The following is a 19,052-nucleotide window of genomic DNA, read 5'->3' on the forward strand; positions in this document are numbered from 1 at the left end:
ATTGTTACATTCATTCTGAATATGTTTTGCGAGTTCTCACGAACTCGCTTTTTTTTATTCAAAATTCAGTGCAGAGTCTTGATCATGCTTTCGAGAACGATCAATGGAGTGGTCGATTTCCTTGATCATGCTTTCGAGGTTCATTCCAACCTAACGACGCCATCATATGGACATGAGACTCGATCAACTGATTGGACTCTTTGTCCCAATCGCCTTTTGGCTGCCGATTGCAAAACTCCAGACTGAGAACCGTTAAGTGCTGCATGCGCTTTAAACACCAATCTTTTAGCTCGATATCGCTGTTGGGGTTTAAAGCGGCCTGCTGGAGCTTGCTATACGCCAATTGAACAAAAGGGTAGGCGAGACTTGGTTGGTCGAACTCTAAGCCCTTAAAACGGCGCAGACAGCCATCTAGCAACAGGCGATGGCCTTGCTCTGAGTTTCCGTTACTTGTGGGCCAAATACCTCTTTAGGAGCGGCAAACACAAGGTGCTCAAGTTCAGTATCATGATCATGCTTCCGATTTTTATACCAATCGGAAATCTGTTCAACCCAAGTCTCTAACTCAATCATGCAGCTTCAACCCATTTTTTTACAAAGTGGTTTGGACCAACTTGTTCTGAGTGCTCCTGAACAACCGCGCTGGCTGCACGGATCTTATCGGCATCTACAGAGTAGTTTGGCTCAGTGTTGACCAAATTACCAAATGGCAGATCTGGATCAGGTACTGCAGAAATTAGCAACTTGGTGTATGGGTGCTGCGGGTTAGTCAGGATAGACTGAGTATCACCCCATTCAACGATTTGACCCTTGTACATCACCGCGGTTTCTTCGGCGATATAGTGAGCCGTCGCCAAGTCGTGAGTGATGTATAGGAAACCGATACCCAGCTCATTTTTCATTCGCTGCATAAGGTTTAGCACGCCTAGACGAATAGAAACGTCAAGCATTGAAGTCGGTTCGTCCGCCAGAATCACTTCTGCCCCTACAGCAAGTGCACGAGCTAGGTTTACGCGCTGACGTTGACCACCACTGAGCTCGTGAGGGAACTTACCAAGTGTATCGTGAGCCAGTTCTACCATGTCTAACAGTTCGATCAAACGGCCTGGGATCTCGCTGTTGTCCTTCACCTGATTGTGGATTTTCAGCGGTCGTGTCAAGTGGTGAGCGATGGTATGTGTTGGGTTTAGAGAGCCAAACGGGTCTTGGAATACCATTTGCACTTTGCTTCGGTAGTCCAGTACTTCTTTGCGCTTTTCAATATCGTTGATGTTCTTACCGTTATACAAGATCTCACCAGATGTCGCTGGGTAAACCTTGGTGATAAGACGGGCACATGTACTTTTACCACAACCCGACTCACCAACTAGGGCAAGGGTACGGCCTTTGTGCAGATTAAAAGTTACGCCCTGCAATGCGCGGAAAGTTTCAGTCGAAGAGAAACCACCACCAATAGTGAACTCTTTCACTACATTGTTTACTTGGATGATTGGCTGGCTCATGCTGGAACTCCTTCTTCTTGCTGATGCTTACCTTCGTGAATGTTCGGGAACGATGCCCAAAGCTTCTGGGTATATGGGTGCTGCGGGTTGTTGCGGATCTGTTTAGATTGATTTACCTCGATGATTTCACCGTGGCGCATGATAGCGATGCGGTCGCATAACTGGCTCATCAATGCCAAATCGTGAGTGATAAACAGAACAGAGAAGCCAAATTCTTCGCGAAGCTGATAAATTTGCTGGAGGATCTCGCGTTGAACAACAACGTCTAATGCTGTCGTAGGCTCATCCATGATGATCAACTTAGGATTAAGAGATAACGCAATTGCAATGACTAAGCGTTGACGCATACCACCACTGAACTGGTGTGGGTACTCGGTTAAACGGTCGCGCGGTATGTTGACAAGGTCAAGTAGCTTTTCAGCGCGATCTTTAGCTTGCTCGTTGGTTAGCCCAGCGTGATGACGCAATACATCGGCAAACTGCTCTTGAACGGGTAATACCGGGTTTAGGGAGTTCATTGCACTTTGGAAAACCATGGCAATTTCGCTCCAACGGATCGCTTGCAACTCTTTATCGGAAACTCTTAGGATATCGCGGCCTTCGAAATGGATTTCGCCACCTGAGATAAACGCTGGCGGCTTGTGCAGGCGGTTGATTGCGAAAGCAATAGTACTTTTACCACAGCCAGATTCACCAGCAAGGCCAAAAATTTCGCCTTTACCAATATCAAAGCTAACGGATTTTACAGCGTTAAAATCACCATTGTCGGTGATGTAGTCAACACAAAGGTCTCTTACCTGAATAATAGGATCAGCATGAAAGGCATGCTGAAGAAGATTGTCGCTCATAATGACACTCACTTACTTAAAGGATAATGATTATCATTAACTCTTAATTTGTTTGAGAAAAGAAGCGCGATGAAAAACAGTGAACCAGCTCGAAAAAGCTAATAATTGAGGTGAAAAATCTTGTCGATTTTGGCTGGAGATGGTGAATAAAACCGGGATAAAAAATGAGAGCCAGATCAGGTTCATTTTCGCGGGGGCAATTTCCTAAATGTACTTCTACAATTAACTGGGTGCAAAGGTAAATTGAGCAAATTATTAATGGGATTTCTGAAGTATTATCACAGTCACATTCTGGTGCGAAATCGCTTAACAAGAATCTGACCGTTTGCTACAGATTAGGGTGTCCCTGACATGGTTTTCGGAGGTGTTTATGTCCATTAATTCAATTGACCATGATGAAATGACCAATATTGCTGACAAGTGGGACTTCAAGGAAGAAGTAGAGTCACAAAAACCAGTAAAATCTGTTAAATCAGCGGAAGCTCGTCGAAGAATTGAAGCGTTGAGAGAGATCCGAGAAAGTGGTTTGACTATCGAAGAAGCAAAGGAGCTTGGCATACTTCACTAGCAATAAATCAATATCAAAGGGGGTGGCAAATGCCGCCCTTTTTCTATTCTTGCTTCATTGGTATACCCCTGTAAATTTCCCGATCCTCAGCGAGTGAGCACATCCGCTGAGAACTGTGATATATTGCGTCTCCAGATGACGGACAGATGAGATGAATCTATGTCGATAAACTTGTCTTTGTTACCTGCTGATGAAAAGAATCGCATCGAGCTGGATAAGCAGGCTTCATTTCTGGTTTGGAAAATGCGCGAAGCGAAAGCAGGACCAGAAGAATTAGAACAAGAAGCCGCTAAAATTCGCGATGAGCAAGCCTTAAATGATTTTTGGCAGTCAGTAGAGAAATATAAGCGGATGATGGGAGTAGCTTAGCAGGCTTTGCTTCCGATCAAATTGAAAACACCGCGGTTTTTGCTAAAATCCCCGCGTTAAATTGAATTAAGAGAGAACATCCCGATGGGAAGAAGTTTTGAAGTGCGCAAAGCCTCTATGGCTAAAACCCAAGGCGCAAAAATTAAAGTTTATTCCAAGTACGGTAAAGAGATTTACATGTGTGCGAAAAATGGTGGCGGAGATCCGGATACCAACTTGGCACTCAAGCACCTAATCTCAAAAGCGAAAAAAGATCAGGTGCCAGCTCACGTTATCGACAAAGCGATCGACAAGGCTACAGGCGGCGGTGGTGAAGATTACCAACCTGCGCGTTACGAGGGTTTTGGCCCAGGTGGCGCTAGCGTGATTGTAGACTGTTTAACTGATAACGGTAACCGTACTTATCAGACGTTCGTCAGTGTTTCGTGAAAACAGGTGCTAAAATTGGTAGCCCTGGCACCGTAGCTCATATGTTTGATCACCAAGCGGTATTCCAATTTAAAGGTGATGATGAAGAAGCAGTATTAGAAGCGCTAATGATGGCTGATGTCGATGTAACGGACATTGAGTTAGAAGATGGCGTGGTGACGGTCTTTGCACCGCACACTGAGTTCTTCAAAACTAAAACAGCGCTAGGTGAAGAGTATCCTGATCTTACTCTCGACGTAGAAGAAATTACTTTCGTTCCACAAACTCATACTCCAGTTACTGGCGAGGATGCGGAAAAATTCCAGAAGTTCTTAGATCTTCTTGATGATTGTGATGATGTTCAGCAGGTTTATCACAACGCTGAGCTATAAGCGAAAATAGACATGAAACACTAAAAATCCAAGTGCTAAGCGCTTGGATTTTTTGTTTGTGGGTCGTGTAAGTGGACGAAACTGATGACGGTTAATTAGCACTTTACACTGTAAAGTTGGTTATCATTGCCGTTAACGGTTACTAAAAAAACAGTTAAACGCGTTCAAAGCTCCATTTCTAACCACCCCAATAGAAAAATTTCTTTTCCAACTTTCTAGCGACTTATGTTGATGAATTTACATTGTAAACATCGGGTAGATTACGCTAGACCTCGGCCTTTTTACGGTTACTTTTATTAGCTTTCCCTCATCAATATCACACTAGTGACTATACTATCAATTGTCCTTTCGGCGACAGAAAGGAAAGCAAAATGATCGCTTAGTGTTCGTGCTTACTTTGGGGGAAGCCAAGTGACAAAGCTACTTTTTTATTCTCACGACAGCTATGGCCTTGGAAATATTCGCCGTATGGTGGCCATCGCTGAATATCTAGCCGAGCGCCATAACGATCTCTCCATTTTATTGATCACTGGTTCTCCAATGCTACAAGCATTTAGAACGAGTTGCTCACTAGACTACGTAAAACTACCGTGTTTTGGACGAGATCAAGAGGGAAGCTATCGACCAAGGCTGAACGGTTTCGGTGGCAAGAAGCAAATCACCCTTCGATCCAAACTGATTATGCAAGTGATTAAGCAGTTTCAACCGGATCTGTTTTTGGTTGATAAAAAGCCGATGGGGCTAGAAAACGAGTTAAGTGAAACGTTCAATTTTTTAGCGAGTAGAGAGCTGCGACCGCGCACTATGCTATTGCTCAGAGACATTTTGGACTGCCCAGAGGAAACCTCTCGAATTTGGATAAAGAACGGCTACTTTCCTTACATTGACAAACATTACGATAAGGTCGTGATTGCCGGTCAGCCAGAGGTGTTCGACGCAGTTAAGTTGTATCAGTTTCCCCCAACTGTGTGTGAAAAAACCTCTTATCTAGGTTATTTAGAGAGGCCGGTTTTGACAGCTGGTGTCAATGACGTTCTGTTTGGTGACGTGACAAGCAAAAAGCGTTTGTTAGTCACTGTTGGTGGGGGAAATGATGGCGTTTCCGTCATAAGTCAGTTTTTAAATTGTCTGCCACATGCGGATTGGTGCAACAGAGTGGAAAGTGTTGTGGTGTGTGGGCCGGAAATGAGGGATGAAGACTATGAAAGTCTCGCATTTCAGGCTGCGAAATACTCTGGTGTTCAACTACTTCGGTTTAGTAACCGGCTGGCCGAGTACTTGTCTCAAGCGGATTTGGTCGTTGCTATGGGTGGGTACAATACGATTTGTGAGATCCTTTCAGCAGATAAGCCAGCCATTATCATACCGAGAACTTTTCCTACAAAAGAGCAATTAGTCCGAGCGCAACGTTTTAGTCAGCTCGAAATTCTTGACTATATTCCCCCGGTAGAACTCAGCAGCAAGATGTTAGCAAGCAAGATAGATGCTCTACTGTTTGGAGAACGAGTACAAGGGAGAAACCGAGTCGTCGACTTAGACGGAATGAAAAACATCAGTGAGCAGATCATGGCTTTGATTAAGCAATAAGTGCGCGTCGCTTCATTGACAGGACATTAACGGAGTTAAGTAAAGAAATGCCAATAGCATACATAGTAAAACGATACCCAAGATACTCAGAGACGTTTATTGTCAATGAAATCCTAGCTCATGAGTCAGCCGGTCAACAGATTGTCATTTATGCCCTATTGCCACCGCAGGACAGTCATTTTCAAGATACGATATCCAGAGTAAGAGCACCCGTTACTTACCTTTCAGCCAAAGCGGACAGAGCAAGCCAGTTTTGGGAACTTCAGAAGAAAGTGGCTCAACGCTTCTCAAATGTGTGGCAAGTGCTTGGTGAGTTCCCAAAAGCGAGCGCGCGCGAGATACTGCAGTCTTTGGAGTTGAGTGAACACGTGGGGAAGGAAGAGATAACTCACCTTCACGCCCACTTTGCGACTACTTCTACCACGGTGGCGCAAATCACTTCGGCGATTACTGGTGTTCCCTTTACCTTCACGGCTCATGCAAAAGATATCTTCCACCAAGATGTAGATAGAGAACAGCTAGCAAGAAAGTTTCAAGATGCCCATTGTGCCGTTACGGTCAGTGATTTCAATGTGAATTTTTTAACCGAACAGATAGGTGTTCCGAAGAGAAACTTAACCAGAATATACAATGGATTAGACCTCAGTCAGTTCCTCTATGTTTCACCGGAAGTAAGAGAGCCAATCATTTGTGCGGTGGGAAGGTTAGTGGAGAAGAAAGGGTTTGAAGTTTTAATTGAAGCTTGCCAAATCTTGAAACATCAGGCGGTTCGGTTTCAGTGTCATATTATCGGCAGTGGCGATCTTTACCAAAGGTTGGAAGAAAAGATTGAGGCGCTGGGTTTGATTGATTGCGTTTCGATGCTGGGAGCACTCCCACAAAGGGAGGTGAAACAGAAGCTCCACCAGTCGAGTGTATTTGCCGCGCCTTGTATCGTTGGGAGAGATGGTAACCGCGATGGAATGCCAACGGTATTGTTAGAAGCTATGGCGATGGGGACCCCGTGTATTTCCACTGATGTAACAGGGATCCCAGAGGTACTTGAACACCAAAAAACAGGTTTGATGGTTGAGCAAAATAGCCCAAATGACTTAGCCAAAGCCTTAAAGCGCTTGCTGTTGGATGGGAGATTGAGAAGGGAAATTGCGCAACGGGCAAGGCACAAAATAGAACAAGAGTTTGACGTAGATAAAAGTGCGCAGCGACTTAGAGACTGCTTTGCACTTGTTGATTCCTCTCTACCAAGTTCAGCGGTGGGTAAGTGATGAAAATGGCGTATGTGTGCTCAGATAGAGGTATTCCTGTATTTGGTTCGAAAGGTTGTTCTTTACACGTTCAGGAAGCGTCCCTCGCTTTTAGCCAGCTTGCCGTAGAAGTAAACATGTTCGCTGCCTCTCTGGGTAACGAGTGTCCCGAGTCACTTCCCATAACACATGTTCATAAGATTAAGCATGCTCGAATAAAAGAGCGGGCAGCACGAGAGCAATCGGATATTGCAGACAACCAAACTACCATCAAACGGCTTTTAGAACACGGCCCATTTAATTTTGTCTATGAGCGATATTCACTGTGGAGCCATGCGGGTATGACTTATGCTCGAGAGATAGGCGTACCCGGTGTTCTGGAGGTCAATGCACCACTAATCGAAGAGCAAAAGCGATATCGAGGGCTTATTGATGAAAATGCAGCACAAGCGATAACCCGACAGTGTTTTAGTGCCGCGACACATATTTTGGCTGTCTCGAAAGAAGTCGCACAATATTTAGAGCAGTACCCACAGGCCAAAGGGAAAATCCATGTATTGCCAAATGGTGTCAATGTCGACAGGTTTATACCCCGTGCTATTGGGGTTCGAAATGAGAACTTAACCATAGGGTTTATCGGTTCGTTAAAACCATGGCATGGCGTTGAAGGGTTGATAGAGAGTTTTGCCCAATTACAAGCGCAGTATGCAAACATTCGACTGTTGATCTTAGGAGACGGGCCGCAAAGGAGAGCTCTAGAGCAGCAAGTTAAGACGCTTCATATCGAACATAAAGTGAAGATGACTGGAGCTATTTCGCCACAATTAGTTCCTGAATATATGGCAACAATAGATATTGGGGTCGCGCCATATCCAAGTGGCTTAGATTTTTATTTCTCCCCATTAAAGGTTTATGAATATATGGCAGCTGGCTTGCCCATTGTTGCGAGTCAAACGGGGCAAATCGAAGAGCTTATCGAACATGGAGTCAATGGTGTTCTTTATCCCGCTGGTGATATTCACGCGTTAACGAAAGCGATAGAACAACTTATCCTCGAACCCGTTATGGCGCAAAGTCTGGGGAAACGCGCCCGACAAGAGGCTGAACAATATCACAGCTGGGTGCGCCGAATGAGTGACGTTCTCGGGCTTGTTATGTCCCATGAAGGTGGTGGTTATGGCTCGTCCTAAAGGGCTCAAACAAGCTTTACCATCATTGATGCGTTTTTATCACTATATCCAGCCTTACGTTGGAGAGAAGTTGTGGTTGATAGTGGCAGCATTTACCGGACTGTTCATTCAGACCTTATTACGACTATTGGAGCCATGGCCGCTGAAATACATTATTGATGGATTGATGACCCCCGACCCAAACAGTCGTGATCACTTACAGTTGCTCAGACAATTGGAACTTTCAGAGTATTTTGCAATTTTGGCGGTCACCTTGGTCGTGATTACCTTATTGCGCTCAATATCAACTTATGCAACGACGATCTGTATGGCGCTGGTGGGCAATCACATTATCATCCGATTAAGAGCGCGGCTATTTGATCATTTGCAGCGTCTGTCTCCAGTGTTTTATCAGAAACAGCGCGGCGGGGATCTGGTCGTTCGCCTGATTAGCGATATGGGAATGATGAAAGAAGTGGCCGTGACAGCCGCGGTCCCTCTGATTGGTAACGCGCTTATTTTTGTCTGTATCGTCGCGGTGATGATGTGGGTAAATTGGCAATTGGCTTTGCTCTCTTTAGCGACTCTTCCCTTGCTTTGGCTAATGACTCTGCACAAGAGTCGACGCATTCACAGTGTGGCAAGAAAAAATAGAAAAAGAGAAGGGGTTATGGCCGCTGCGGCTTCCGAGTCTATCCACTCTATTAAGTCGGTACAGGCACTGACGCTAGAGGAGCGATTCTCAAAAATATTTGGAAGCGCCAATAACAAAAGTATGAAAGAGGGCGTCCAGACTAAACGTTTGATCGCTGGGCTTCAGCGTAATGTTGATATTCTTATCGCGATTTCTAGTGCAATAGTGCTCTGGTTTGGCGCTATGCAAGTACTCAATGGACAACTTAGCACGGGGGAGTTGCTAGTGTTTGTCTATTACTTAAGGAGGCTGTTTAGACCCATCCGAGACTTTAGTAAGTACTGTGCTCGATTGGCAAAAGCCTCTGCTGCTGGAGAACGCGTATTAGATGTTTTAAATCAGGAGCAAGAGGTCCGTGACAGGGCTAATGCGATTGATGCTCCCAATTTTGTAGGGAGAGTTACTTTTGATTCCGTGAGCTTTTCGTATTTGGACGATGAAACGCACCATTTAAGAAATTTGAGTTTAGAGATAGAGAGTGGAAGAAAAACGGCCATTGTCGGACCGTCCGGTAGTGGAAAGTCGACTTTGTTAAACTTACTGCTTCGACTACACGATCCTCAGCGCGGAGGAGTGCTTGTCGATGGCGTTGATATTCGAGAATACAAAACAGCGAGTTTGCGCAATCAAATTGCGGTGGTGTTGCAAGACACTGCGCTATTTGCCACTTCAATCGGAGAAAACATCACACTGGGTCAGCAGGAGTACTCTCAGCAAGAAATAGAACAAGCGGCAAAATTGGCGGAAATTCACGATTTCATTACTTCCTTGCCAGATGGATACAACACCGAGGTAGGGGAGCGAGGAGTAACGTTGTCTGCTGGTCAAAGGCAGCGAGTAGCAATAGCAAGAGCATCGCTCAAGCAAGCCCCCATCTTGTTACTTGATGAACCCACAACTGGGCTTGATCCCCTAACTGAAGCCTCAGTAAGTCGAGCATTGCTAAGGTTAGCTCAAGGTCGAACATCGATTATTGTGACGCATAGAAAAGAGATGGCGGCGGCTTGTGACCATATTGCTTATATGAGTAAGGGACAATTGATTGAACAAGGTTGTCATCATGAGTTACTCGCTAAGGGGCAAGAGTACGCAAGTCAGTTTGCTATAGAGTTTGGCCAGCGAGGATCGAAAGCATATTATGACTAAAGATGAACGCTTGTTAGTTGAAAGAGATCCCAAGTTAGTTGGGCTTGCCCTACTCTTTGATCAGGTTCAGATGTTAGAGGTAGTACGAAAACTACGGCTCCATCTTTGTATCGAGAGTATCTCCAGAGATTACGTGCGATACAAAAAGGGTACAAACTGCTTAGCCAAGTTCACTTTGGATAGTAGCGATGGGAAGATTGCACTATATGCCAAAGCGATTTTACCAAGTGATATCGATAAGTTAGAGAAACATAGGTCGAAAGCTCAGAGCGGTTTCGGTTGGTGCTTTACCTTAGCTAAGTATTCGGTATTTATTGCTCTTTTTCCTTATGATGCAAAGTTAAAAGCATTGAGTCGATTGGTCGATCAACAATGTCGCAATAGAATATTAGAACGAGTATTAAACCACCCTCAAACTTTTATAGATGCCAGTCTAGAAGTCCTTCAATATAAGCCAGAGCGCCGTTTTGTCGGCTTACTACGCAGCCCTCGTGGCGAAAAAGCGGTGATTAAGATGTATAGTGAAAGCCGATTTCATCAGGCCGTGATCACTTGTAAGGAAAGCTGCAATGGCCAAAAAATGTTGGCACTTGTAGGGAAAAGCAAAAAACATCACATTCTGGTTTACGATTGGATTGATGGTGAAGCGCTAAGCAAGCTTTGGCACAATGACGAAACCGCACTTCCACTCGTAGAGTTGACGGGAAAAAAGTTGGCACTGTTACACAGTGAAAAAGGCTCAAGCCAACTCATTGAACTGAACAATATGAAATTTTGTCGTCAGTTAGACGAGGTCGGCGAGGGAATTGGTCAGCTACTACCAAAATGCCAAACGCAGGTTAAAAGACTGGTTCGTGATTTAACTGATGCAATTAAAAACTTAGGATCAGAAACTTGCCGAGTTCACGGTGATTTTTATGCAAAACAGGTGATAGTGTCAGGGGGAGTGGTCAGCATTGTCGACTTGGATGATGTTTGTCTTTGGTATCCGGCTGCGGATATAGGGTTGTTTGTCGCGCATCTAGTGCGAGATCAGATAATGGGAGAGTTCAGTCACCAACAAGTGCGAGAGCGAGTGAGTGCTTTACTGAAAGGTTACAGGGACATAAAACAGTGTGACTTAGCCGAAATCTCCCTTTTTACTGCCGTCGGATTACTTCAACTCTCTCATCACCCATTTAGAAACAATGAATACGACTGGATTTCGCGCACACTGCTCCTTTTAGAGCAAAGTAGAAATTACTACTTAGACTACCTTAAGCAACGGGAGTCATCACTAACACACTTCGACTCCTCAATAGTTGATGTTTCTATGCCATATCTTAGTGAGTTAATGGAAGTTGAGCGTATGGCGCCATTAATGATCAAAGCGGTAAAACATGCTCTTCCCGAAATTGAACGGTTTCAGCTAAAGCGTGTTCTTCCTATTCGCCACAAATTGGCAAAACGGGCACTGTTTGAGTTTGTGTATGAGAAAACGCCTTTGAATCGGTTTTCTGTGATTGGGAAAGTTAGGGCAAAAGGCTTAGACAAAAAAACATGGCAGCTTAACCAAGATTTATATACCAACGGTTTTGGGGGAGAGCACTCTGTACAAGTTCCCAAGCCGTTAGGCTGTATACCCCAGTATTCAATTTGGTTTCAACAAAAGGTGAATGGCAAGGCGTTGTTTCCACTACTTTGCTCTAATAAGGGTAGACAGGTTGCTGAAAAAGTGGCGATGGCAATATACCAGCTACACACTTGCCACACTCAAGTCAGTCGGCAACACACAATAGACGATGAGTTGAATGTGCTTTGTCGATCATTGAGCAATATGTCGGCAATACGACCAGATTGGGAGGAGCGAGCTCGTGACTTGGTTAGACGTTGCATGGCGCTTAGCGAAGATCTTAAACCGACGACGCCGTGCTTAATACATAGAGATTTTTATCACGACCAGCTCTTAATGAAAGGGGATAGTCTCTATCTACTGGATTTGGACCTTGCCACAATGGGGGATCCTGCAGTTGATCTCGGTAATTTTGTTGCTCATATACAGGAGCAATGCCTAAGGGAGTTCTCCGATCTTCACTATGCCGATGATGTCATCAATCACTTACTTGACTCTTATATACGCATCAATAGGAAAATACAGAAAGACAATATAGAAATTTACCGCCTACTAACCCTAGCTAGGCATATCTACATAAGCCAACGAATCACGGCGAGAAATCCTTTCACCCAAGCTATTTTGCGATATTGCGAAAATGCCATACCAACAAGATAGAGCTGTCAGCAATGCATAATTGACAACTCAAAATCAACGTTGAACTTGCGTAAATATACATAGTATATACAATGTGTATATGATTTATTGCAGTTTGTAGATAATGGGTATAGTGAAAATTTCTGACGAACTCCATGAGGAGATTCGTAAAGCAAGTGGCGTCATGTCGCGCTCTATCAACTCTCAAGCAGAGTTTTGGATGAAAATAGGTAAAGAAGCGGAGTTAAATCCGAACCTGACTTTTAATGAACTCATCGCACAGATGCTGAAAAGCGCCCAAGTGAGTAGTGAACAAGATATGGCTGCAAATGGATAAAGTCGTTATCAAATCACCTGAGCAGATCGCGTTGATGCGCGAGTCCGGTCGCTTACTGGCAAGTGTTTTTACTATGCTGGATGACTTTATACAGCCAGGTGTCACGACATTGGCGATTAATGACAAAGTGGAAGATTACATTGTCAATACGTTGCATGCAAGACCGGCGAGCAAAGGCCAGTATGACTACGAGTTCGTGCTTAACACCTCGGTTAACGAGGTAGTCTGTCACGGGATCCCACGGGCCGATCAAAAACTCACCAGCAAAGATATCGTCAACGTGGATATCACACTGGAAAAAAATGGCTTTATTGCCGACTCCAGTAAAATGTATGTGATGCCAGAGGCGAATGGCCTTGCTACGCGATTGGTCGAATCGACTTATCAAGCTATGTGGCGCGGAATTCGCAGTGTGAAACCGGGGGCAACCTTAGGGGATATAGGGCACGCTATTCAATCCTATAGTGAGAATCTCGGTTACAGCGTGGTGCGCGAATACTGCGGTCATGGTATCGGTGAGGAAATGCATGAAGAGCCAAGTGTTCTTCACTATGGATTGCCAACGATGGGCCTAGAGCTCAAAGCCGGAATGACTTTCACCATAGAACCTATGATCAATCAGGGCAGCGCTAAGACTAAGACGAAAAAAGATGGCTGGACAGTGGTCACTAGAGACAAGAAACTCTCTGCACAATGGGAGCATACGGTGTTGGTCACAGAGTCAGGTTTTGAAGTTCTTACCCTGCGACCAGATGAACAAGAGTTAGTGAGCTAACTCTTCAAGAGATAGAGTCAGTGCTTCGGTGATCTTTGCACTGGCTTGCTTAAGACTTTCCACGTACTCGTTGCGTTTCTCCTGTTGAAAGCGAATCACTGGGAAAGAAAGGGACAAACCAGCAATAATTTCGCCATTTGGACAACGAACGGGTACGGCAATACAGCGAACTCCGAGTTCTTGTTCTTCAATATCTTCTGCCACACCATCAACCTTTGCTTGCTTTAAGACTGCGTGCAAATCGGATATTTTGGTAATCGTATTGTCGGTGTATTTATCGAAAGTCACACCACTCAGTGTTTGTCGCACTGAAGCCTGCGTCCATTCACTCATCAACACTTTACCAATCGCCGTGGTGTAAAGCGGGTTCCCTTTACCAATTCTCGAACGCATACCAAGGCTGTAATCAGATTCAATCTTGTGAAGATAGATAATACGCTGGTGGTGGCGAACGCGAGGTGAACTGCCTCTCCGGTCAGTTTGCCCAAGCGGCGCATCTCTTCATCTGCGGCGGATAATAGAGTGGGGTGGCTAATGGCTTTGCTACCCATTTCCAGTAGATTCAAGGTAAGTGAGTACTTATCAATGTCATCGTCTTGAGCCACGCACCCCAGCGTTTTCATGGTTTGAAGAAAGCGGTAAGTGGTCGCTTTAGACATATTAGTTTTGACGGCCAGTTCTGAAACACCAGTGGCTTTTTGCTCGCTGAGCGCTTCGAGGATCTTAAATAGTTTGCTTACAGAGGATACTTGATTGTCCTGCTTATCATCATCCATTACTTTGTTCCGTTATTTCAATTTCCCAAGAGTGTAAAGGAAAAAGAAAAACAAAACCGAGATGAATAAAACACCTTTTCATTTTAATAGGACTGCAATGCCATTAAAGTATAAAAAAGCCGATCTCCATCAATAAAAATGAAACGTCTTTTCAGAAAAGTTTGGTTGTACTGCCGTTTTGTTGTTATCTTGACCGCAGTTGAGTGAAGTATTGTTTGAAAAGCACTCACTAGGTTTGAATTTTTAAATGATTAATCAGTGGTTTTAGGTAAGGAAATAAGCATGGCGCTTGATGCATTCAATCTTAAAGGTAAAGTCGCGTTAGTTACGGGATGCGATACGGGTTTAGGCCAAGGTATGGCATTGGGGTTAGCGCAAGCGGGATGCGATATTGTTGGTGTGAACATTGTAGAGCCGACAGAAACAATTGAAAAGATCCGCGAAACAGGGCAGAAATTTGTCGATATTCGCGCCGATCTGCAATCTATCGACGTGATTCCATCCATTGTAGACCGAGCAGTAACTGAGCTGGGTAAAATTGATATTCTAGTAAACAACGCTGGTATTATCCGCCGTAACGACGCTATCGAGTTCTCAGAGAAAGACTGGGATGACGTAATGAACATCAATATTAAGTCTCTGTTTTTCTTATCTCAGGCCGTTGCTAAGCAGTTTATCTCCCAAGAGAGCAAAGGAAAAATCATTAACGTTGCTTCTATGCTCTCATTCCAAGGTGGGATCCGAGTGCCATCATACACCGCTTCAAAAAGTGCGGTAATGGGCGTGACGCGTTTGCTTGCTAATGAGTGGGCTTCTAAAGGAATAAATATTAATGCGATTGCACCGGGCTACATGGCAACGAACAATACGCAGGCACTGCGAGCTGATGAGCAACGCAATAAAGATATCTTAGATCGCATTCCCGCAGGCCGTTGGGGTGACCCAAGCGACCTCGCTGGTCCTGCGGTATTCTTAGCGTCTTCTGCTTCTGACTATATTAACGGCTACACCATTGCGGTTGATGGAGGCTGGTTAGCACGCTAACACCGATTAGTGAGAAGATGATTGTGGATGTTTCAGTTGCTCAAGTATTGGGATTTGTCAGTTTTGGATTGGGAATCTCCACTTTCTACCAAAAAGATGACCGACGCTTAAAAGTTCTGATGTTGGTGTTTAATCTCAATCATCTTCTCCATTTTTTATTGTTAGGCTCAGTAATTTCAGCAGCAGGAGCACTGCTGTCGGCGATAAGAACCTCAACGGCCATTTATACTTCTTCATATAAAGTGGCGATGGCCTTCGTTGTGGCCAGCATTGCAATGGGAAGTTATCTGGTTGAAAACTGGTGGGATTGGATACCCATGGTTGGCACGGTGATAGGAACCATTTCAGTCTTTTGCTTGTCTGGTATCGCGATGCGAGTCGGGTTTCTGGTCGGGGCATTTTTATGGTTGGCCAACAATATTTTAGTCGGCTCAATAGGCGGAACGCTGCTAGAAGCCACGTTGATTGCGATGAACCTAATTACGATTAGCCGTTTAGTAAAAGATCGACGCCCAAGTGTTAACGAGCAATAGGATAGAGTCAGTGTTTGTATTGTCGCACGACACCGAATTAGAAGATTTAGGCAATGGGATCAAGCGTAAAGTTCTCGCCCATGATAGCAACTTAATGTCAGTGGAAGTGCATTTTGATGCTGGTTCCATAGGCGCTTTGCACAGTCACCCGCATGAGCAGTTGACCTATGTCTTATCTGGAAAATTTGAATTTGTCATCGGTGATGAAAAACGCATCGTTTGCGCTGGTGACACCATGTATAAGCGGCCGAATATAGAACACGGCTGCAAATGTTTAGAAGAGGGGGTACTGCTTGATATCTTTACCCCTAGAAGAAACGACTTTCTTACTCTAATTAATTAGCGTGCGGTTAAGCCGCAGGAGAAACAAATGAAAATTGCACTAATGATGGAAAACAGCCAAGCGGGTAAAAACGCAATGGTTGCTGGTGAACTAAATACCGTTGCTGGTGGATTGGGTCACCAAGTATTTAACGTCGGTATGACGGACGAGAACGATCATCACCTGACATATATCCATCTTGGAATTATGGCGAGTATCTTATTGAACTCGAAAGCAGCAGATTTTGTCGTAACAGGTTGTGGTACAGGTCAAGGTGCGATGATGGCCTCTAACCTACACCCAGGTGTAGTTTGTGGTTACTGTCTAGAGCCTTCAGATGCCTTCCTATTCAACCAAATCAACAACGGCAACGCTATCGCACTTGCTTTTGCAAAAGGCTTTGGCTGGGCTGGTGAACTAAACGTTCGATACATCTTCGAAAAAGCGTTTACAGGTAAACGCGGAGAAGGCTACCCAATTGAACGCGCAGAACCACAGCAAAAGAATGCTTCGATCCTAAATCAAGTGAAATCAGCGGTAGCGAAAGATGTGGTTGAGTCTCTAAAATCGATCGATCAAGAACTAGTAAAAACGGCAGTCGGCAGCAAGCAGTTCCAAGAGTGCTTCTTTGAAAACTGTCAGGATGCGGAAATCGAAGCTTACGTTCGTTCCCTGCTAGTTTAATTATCAGCTCAGCATTTGGTAGAGGATGTATGAAAGAGATTCAGCGCGTCGCTATTATCGGTGAATGCATGGTTGAACTGACTAAGGTTGACGGAAAACTAAAGCAAGGCTTTGGTGGTGATACCTTAAATACAGCGGTTTACCTTTCGCGCCTGACAAGAGATCACGGTGTCGATACACGCTATATCACTGGGTTGGGGCGTGATCCTTTCAGTGCCGACATGCTGAGAAGCTGGCAAGAGGAAGGGATCAATACCCAAAGCGTACACCGGTCGAAAGACAAACTCCCCGGCCTATATGCCATCGAGACAGATGCGTCGGGCGAGAGACAGTTTTTTTACTGGCGCAATATGTCTGCGGCTCGCTTCTGGTTGGAAGAAGCTTGCCCAGATCAAGTTGCCGATGAGCTAACCGATTGCCAGTTGATTTATTTAAGTGGAATAAGCTTGGCTATTTTGCCAGAGGCTTCACGTAGAAAACTGTTTGCGTTGTTGGCTGAGTGCCGACAAAAGGGTTGTGTGATAGCGTTTGATAACAACTATCGCCCAGCGCTTTGGGATTGCCCAGCAACAGCGCAAAGCAACTATCGAGAAATGCTGGCACTCACCGATATTGCATTTCTCACCTTTGACGATGACAAGCTGCTTTGGGGAGATGAGCGCGAACAACAATCGATCGTGCGCGCCCAGATCTTGGGTGTAAAAGAAGTAGTTGTTAAACGCGGTGCAGAACCGTGTTACATCGCTCTGGGTGATAACCTCAGTGAAGTAGCAGCTCAAACTGTTGAAAATGTGGTGGATACCACAGCGGCAGGAGACTCCTTTAGTGCAGGTTATCTAGCGAAACGACTATTAGGTGGTACAGTAGAACAAGCTGGCCAAAGTGGACACTCACTTGCCGCCAACGTCATCCAACACCGTGGTGCGATTATTCCTCAAAGTGCGATGCCACAACGTTAAGGAGAAAAAATGAAAAGTTTAGAGCAACAGTTATCGGACATTAAAGTCGTTCCAGTAATTGCAATTAAAGACGCAGACAAAGCCGCTAAGTTGGCCGAAGTTTTGATTGAGAATGGCCTACCTTGTGCGGAAGTAACATTCAGAACCGAACAAGCGGCACAAGCGATTAAAAACATGCGCAATGCCTACCCCGAAATGCTGATAGGCGCGGGAACCGTGCTAACTACAGAGCAAGTGGATCAGGCGATAGATGCGGGTGTGGACTTTGTAGTAAGCCCAGGATTTAATCCAACGACCGTGCGCTACTGCCAGCAACGCGGTGTTGCAATTGTACCGGGTGTGAACAACCCAAGTTTGGTTGAACAAGCGATGGAAATGGGCTTAAAAACCCTTAAGTTCTTCCCTGCAGAGCCATCTGGTGGCGTTTCAATGTTAAAAGCACTGACAGCGGTTTACCCAGTGAAATTTATGCCAACAGGTGGTGTTAGCCCAAGCAACGTTAATGATTACTTATCGATCCCAGCAGTGTTGGCGTGTGGTGGTACATGGATGGTGCCAAACAACCTAATTGAAAATGAACAATGGGACGAGCTGGCAGCCTTGGTCAAAGAAGTGGCCAGCATTATTGAATAAATAGTTCACTCTTCTATACCTACCCTTGTATAGTTACCCGTTTTGGGAGCGCCTATGAAACGAAGGCGCTTTTTTTTGTGCTATAGAAATTTTTCAATTAGCACTTCATCTACATACTTACCCCGTACTTTAGCGTGTTTTTTGGCCGTGCCGACAATTTCAAACCCTTGTCGAGTGTAAGCGGCAAGAGCGCGTTCATTATCGCTGCGCACATAAGCAAAGAGTTTTTCAAAACCCTTTTGTTTTGCCACCTCAAACGTAGATTGAAAGAGCAGTTTTGAGATGCCTTGACCTTGGGCTGGTTTACTTACGAAGGTGCCAATAATACCAACGTGATCAAAGGCTTTGGTATATTGGGCGAACGGTTCGATATTTTGAAAGCCCACTATCTGAGAGTGCTCCTCGGATAACGCCACTGTAAACACACCGCCCATTGGGAATGTAGCGATGAACTGCTTTTCTTCATCGGTGGTAAAGGTGGTATCCAAAACCGTGTGCAAACCTTCAACAATAATTGGATTAAGGACATTGGCGACGCCTTCTGCGTCCTCTATGGTGACTTGGCGTACTGTAAAACTCATGCAACTGAACTCCTATTAAGGTTAGAGCAGTTTTGTACAGGAGATCGCAAGTGTCGGCAAGCACTAACGCACATTGTTTTCTGAGTGGTTTACCGTGCTTAAGAGTTAAAAGGTTTAGGAGTCAGCTGCCGATCTTCAACTTTTTCCAGTGGGTGAAAATAGAGAGATACCCTGATAGATTTACTCACTAATTACAAAAACTGTCTCTGATTTAGTTTTCTTGGGCAGGTAAA

18 protein-coding genes and 3 pseudogenes are annotated in these 19,052 nt (G+C 44.8%); 16 read left to right on the forward strand and 5 right to left on the reverse strand.

Annotation, left to right across the window (positions count from 1 at the left end; genetic code table 11):
• Positions 1-100: 100 nt before the first annotated feature.
• From BLO31_RS15840 to BLO31_RS15850, 3 genes and pseudogenes are all read right to left on the reverse strand, one after another.
• A pseudogene (locus BLO31_RS15840) lies at positions 101-573 on the reverse strand (transcriptional regulator).
• Complete coding sequence (locus BLO31_RS15845; RefSeq protein WP_070968811.1) at positions 570-1,502, reverse strand: ATP-binding cassette domain-containing protein; 933 nt, start codon at positions 1,500-1,502, stop codon at positions 570-572. The pseudogene BLO31_RS15840 and the gene BLO31_RS15845 overlap by 4 nt, the downstream one beginning before the upstream one ends.
• Complete coding sequence (locus tag BLO31_RS15850; protein WP_070968815.1) at positions 1,499-2,350, reverse strand: ABC transporter ATP-binding protein; 852 nt, start codon at positions 2,348-2,350, stop codon at positions 1,499-1,501. The genes BLO31_RS15845 and BLO31_RS15850 overlap by 4 nt, the downstream gene beginning before the upstream one ends.
• Positions 2,351-2,720: 370 nt before the next feature.
• Here BLO31_RS15850 and BLO31_RS15855 point away from each other — a divergent pair, with 370 nt between their 5' ends.
• The 10 genes and pseudogenes from BLO31_RS15855 (at position 2,721) to map (ending at position 13,287) form a co-directional block, all read left to right on the forward strand.
• Positions 2,721-2,918, forward strand: coding sequence for a PA3496 family putative envelope integrity protein (locus BLO31_RS15855; protein WP_070968818.1), 198 nt, complete (start codon positions 2,721-2,723; stop codon positions 2,916-2,918).
• Positions 2,919-3,077: 159 nt separating this feature from the next.
• A complete protein-coding gene (locus tag BLO31_RS15860) occupies positions 3,078-3,287 on the forward strand; it encodes a DUF3283 family protein (protein WP_070968821.1) in 210 nt (69 codons plus the stop codon).
• 84 nt (positions 3,288-3,371) lie between these two features.
• A pseudogene (locus BLO31_RS15865) lies at positions 3,372-4,087 on the forward strand (YebC/PmpR family DNA-binding transcriptional regulator).
• 411 nt (positions 4,088-4,498) lie between these two features.
• Positions 4,499-5,674, forward strand: coding sequence for a glycosyltransferase family protein (locus BLO31_RS15870; RefSeq protein ID WP_084659860.1), 1,176 nt, complete (start codon positions 4,499-4,501; stop codon positions 5,672-5,674).
• Between the two features lie 47 nt (positions 5,675-5,721).
• Entirely contained in the window at positions 5,722-6,939 is a 1,218-nt protein-coding gene (locus BLO31_RS15875; RefSeq protein ID WP_070968824.1) for a glycosyltransferase, read from the forward strand.
• Positions 6,939-8,108, forward strand: a complete 1,170-nt coding sequence (locus tag BLO31_RS15880; RefSeq protein ID WP_070968827.1) for a glycosyltransferase family 4 protein — start codon at positions 6,939-6,941, stop codon at positions 8,106-8,108. The genes BLO31_RS15875 and BLO31_RS15880 overlap by 1 nt, the downstream gene beginning before the upstream one ends.
• A complete protein-coding gene (locus BLO31_RS15885) occupies positions 8,095-9,927 on the forward strand; it encodes an ABC transporter ATP-binding protein (protein ID WP_070968830.1) in 1,833 nt (610 codons plus the stop codon). Before BLO31_RS15880 ends, BLO31_RS15885 begins: the two co-directional genes overlap by 14 nt.
• Entirely contained in the window at positions 9,920-12,196 is a 2,277-nt protein-coding gene (locus BLO31_RS23210; protein WP_084659862.1) for a phosphotransferase, read from the forward strand. Before BLO31_RS15885 ends, BLO31_RS23210 begins: the two co-directional genes overlap by 8 nt.
• Before the next feature lie 103 nt (positions 12,197-12,299).
• Positions 12,300-12,512, forward strand: coding sequence for a ParD-like family protein (locus BLO31_RS15895; RefSeq protein ID WP_070968833.1), 213 nt, complete (start codon positions 12,300-12,302; stop codon positions 12,510-12,512).
• Positions 12,505-13,287, forward strand: a complete 783-nt coding sequence (gene map / locus BLO31_RS15900; RefSeq protein ID WP_070968837.1) for a type I methionyl aminopeptidase — start codon at positions 12,505-12,507, stop codon at positions 13,285-13,287. Before BLO31_RS15895 ends, map begins: the two co-directional genes overlap by 8 nt.
• On the opposite strand, the pseudogene kdgR reads toward map, so the two are convergent.
• Positions 13,276-14,063, reverse strand: a pseudogene (gene kdgR / locus BLO31_RS15905) (DNA-binding transcriptional regulator KdgR). The gene map and the pseudogene kdgR overlap by 12 nt on opposite strands.
• A 282-nt stretch (positions 14,064-14,345) precedes the next feature.
• Between kdgR and kduD the strand changes: the two are divergent.
• The 6 genes from kduD to BLO31_RS15935 are packed head-to-tail and all read left to right on the forward strand — an operon-like array spanning position 14,346 to position 18,238.
• A complete protein-coding gene (gene kduD, locus BLO31_RS15910; RefSeq protein WP_070968841.1) occupies positions 14,346-15,107 on the forward strand; it encodes a 2-dehydro-3-deoxy-D-gluconate 5-dehydrogenase KduD in 762 nt (253 codons plus the stop codon).
• Between the two features lie 17 nt (positions 15,108-15,124).
• On the forward strand, positions 15,125-15,640 hold the full coding sequence (locus tag BLO31_RS15915; RefSeq protein WP_070968844.1) for a YgjV family protein: 516 nt from the start codon (positions 15,125-15,127) through the stop codon (positions 15,638-15,640).
• Positions 15,641-15,650: 10 nt separating this feature from the next.
• Positions 15,651-15,983 (forward strand): cupin domain-containing protein, encoded by a 333-nt coding sequence (locus tag BLO31_RS15920; RefSeq protein WP_070968846.1) that lies wholly within the window; start codon positions 15,651-15,653, stop codon positions 15,981-15,983.
• A 27-nt stretch (positions 15,984-16,010) separates the two neighbouring features.
• Positions 16,011-16,646, forward strand: coding sequence for an RpiB/LacA/LacB family sugar-phosphate isomerase (locus tag BLO31_RS15925; RefSeq protein WP_070968850.1), 636 nt, complete (start codon positions 16,011-16,013; stop codon positions 16,644-16,646).
• Positions 16,647-16,675: 29 nt separating this feature from the next.
• Entirely contained in the window at positions 16,676-17,605 is a 930-nt protein-coding gene (kdgK, locus tag BLO31_RS15930; protein WP_070968853.1) for a 2-dehydro-3-deoxygluconokinase, read from the forward strand.
• Positions 17,606-17,614: 9 nt separating this feature from the next.
• Entirely contained in the window at positions 17,615-18,238 is a 624-nt protein-coding gene (locus BLO31_RS15935) for a bifunctional 4-hydroxy-2-oxoglutarate aldolase/2-dehydro-3-deoxy-phosphogluconate aldolase (protein WP_070968857.1), read from the forward strand.
• 80 nt (positions 18,239-18,318) lie between these two features.
• Here BLO31_RS15935 and BLO31_RS15940 read toward each other — a convergent pair whose 3' ends face one another.
• Positions 18,319-18,819, reverse strand: coding sequence for a GNAT family N-acetyltransferase (locus BLO31_RS15940; protein WP_070968860.1), 501 nt, complete (start codon positions 18,817-18,819; stop codon positions 18,319-18,321).
• Between the last annotated feature and the right edge of the window lie 233 nt (positions 18,820-19,052).

The sequence above is a fragment of the Vibrio sonorensis genome (genome assembly GCF_001854765.1).
In the GTDB taxonomy this organism is placed as follows: Bacteria; Pseudomonadota; Gammaproteobacteria; order Enterobacterales; family Vibrionaceae; genus Vibrio; species Vibrio sonorensis.

Excerpts from the sequence above, each read along its gene's own strand:
- BLO31_RS15845 (WP_070968811.1), bottom strand. The coding sequence starts at position 1,502 with ATGAGCCAGCCAATCATCCAAGTAAACAATGTAGTGAAAGAGTTCACT.
- BLO31_RS15850 (WP_070968815.1), bottom strand. The coding sequence starts at position 2,350 with ATGAGCGACAATCTTCTTCAGCATGCCTTTCATGCTGATCCTATTATT.
- BLO31_RS15855 (WP_070968818.1), top strand. The coding sequence starts at position 2,721 with ATGTCCATTAATTCAATTGACCATGATGAAATGACCAATATTGCTGAC.
- BLO31_RS15860 (WP_070968821.1), top strand. The coding sequence starts at position 3,078 with ATGTCGATAAACTTGTCTTTGTTACCTGCTGATGAAAAGAATCGCATC.
- BLO31_RS15875 (WP_070968824.1), top strand. The coding sequence starts at position 5,722 with ATGCCAATAGCATACATAGTAAAACGATACCCAAGATACTCAGAGACG.
- BLO31_RS15880 (WP_070968827.1), top strand. The coding sequence starts at position 6,939 with ATGAAAATGGCGTATGTGTGCTCAGATAGAGGTATTCCTGTATTTGGT.
- BLO31_RS15885 (WP_070968830.1), top strand. The coding sequence starts at position 8,095 with ATGGCTCGTCCTAAAGGGCTCAAACAAGCTTTACCATCATTGATGCGT.
- BLO31_RS23210 (WP_084659862.1), top strand. The coding sequence starts at position 9,920 with ATGACTAAAGATGAACGCTTGTTAGTTGAAAGAGATCCCAAGTTAGTT.
- BLO31_RS15895 (WP_070968833.1), top strand. The coding sequence starts at position 12,300 with ATGGGTATAGTGAAAATTTCTGACGAACTCCATGAGGAGATTCGTAAA.
- map (WP_070968837.1), top strand. The coding sequence starts at position 12,505 with ATGGATAAAGTCGTTATCAAATCACCTGAGCAGATCGCGTTGATGCGC.
- kduD (WP_070968841.1), top strand. The coding sequence starts at position 14,346 with ATGGCGCTTGATGCATTCAATCTTAAAGGTAAAGTCGCGTTAGTTACG.
- BLO31_RS15915 (WP_070968844.1), top strand. The coding sequence starts at position 15,125 with ATGATTGTGGATGTTTCAGTTGCTCAAGTATTGGGATTTGTCAGTTTT.
- BLO31_RS15925 (WP_070968850.1), top strand. The coding sequence starts at position 16,011 with ATGAAAATTGCACTAATGATGGAAAACAGCCAAGCGGGTAAAAACGCA.
- kdgK (WP_070968853.1), top strand. The coding sequence starts at position 16,676 with ATGAAAGAGATTCAGCGCGTCGCTATTATCGGTGAATGCATGGTTGAA.
- BLO31_RS15935 (WP_070968857.1), top strand. The coding sequence starts at position 17,615 with ATGAAAAGTTTAGAGCAACAGTTATCGGACATTAAAGTCGTTCCAGTA.
- BLO31_RS15940 (WP_070968860.1), bottom strand. The coding sequence starts at position 18,819 with ATGAGTTTTACAGTACGCCAAGTCACCATAGAGGACGCAGAAGGCGTC.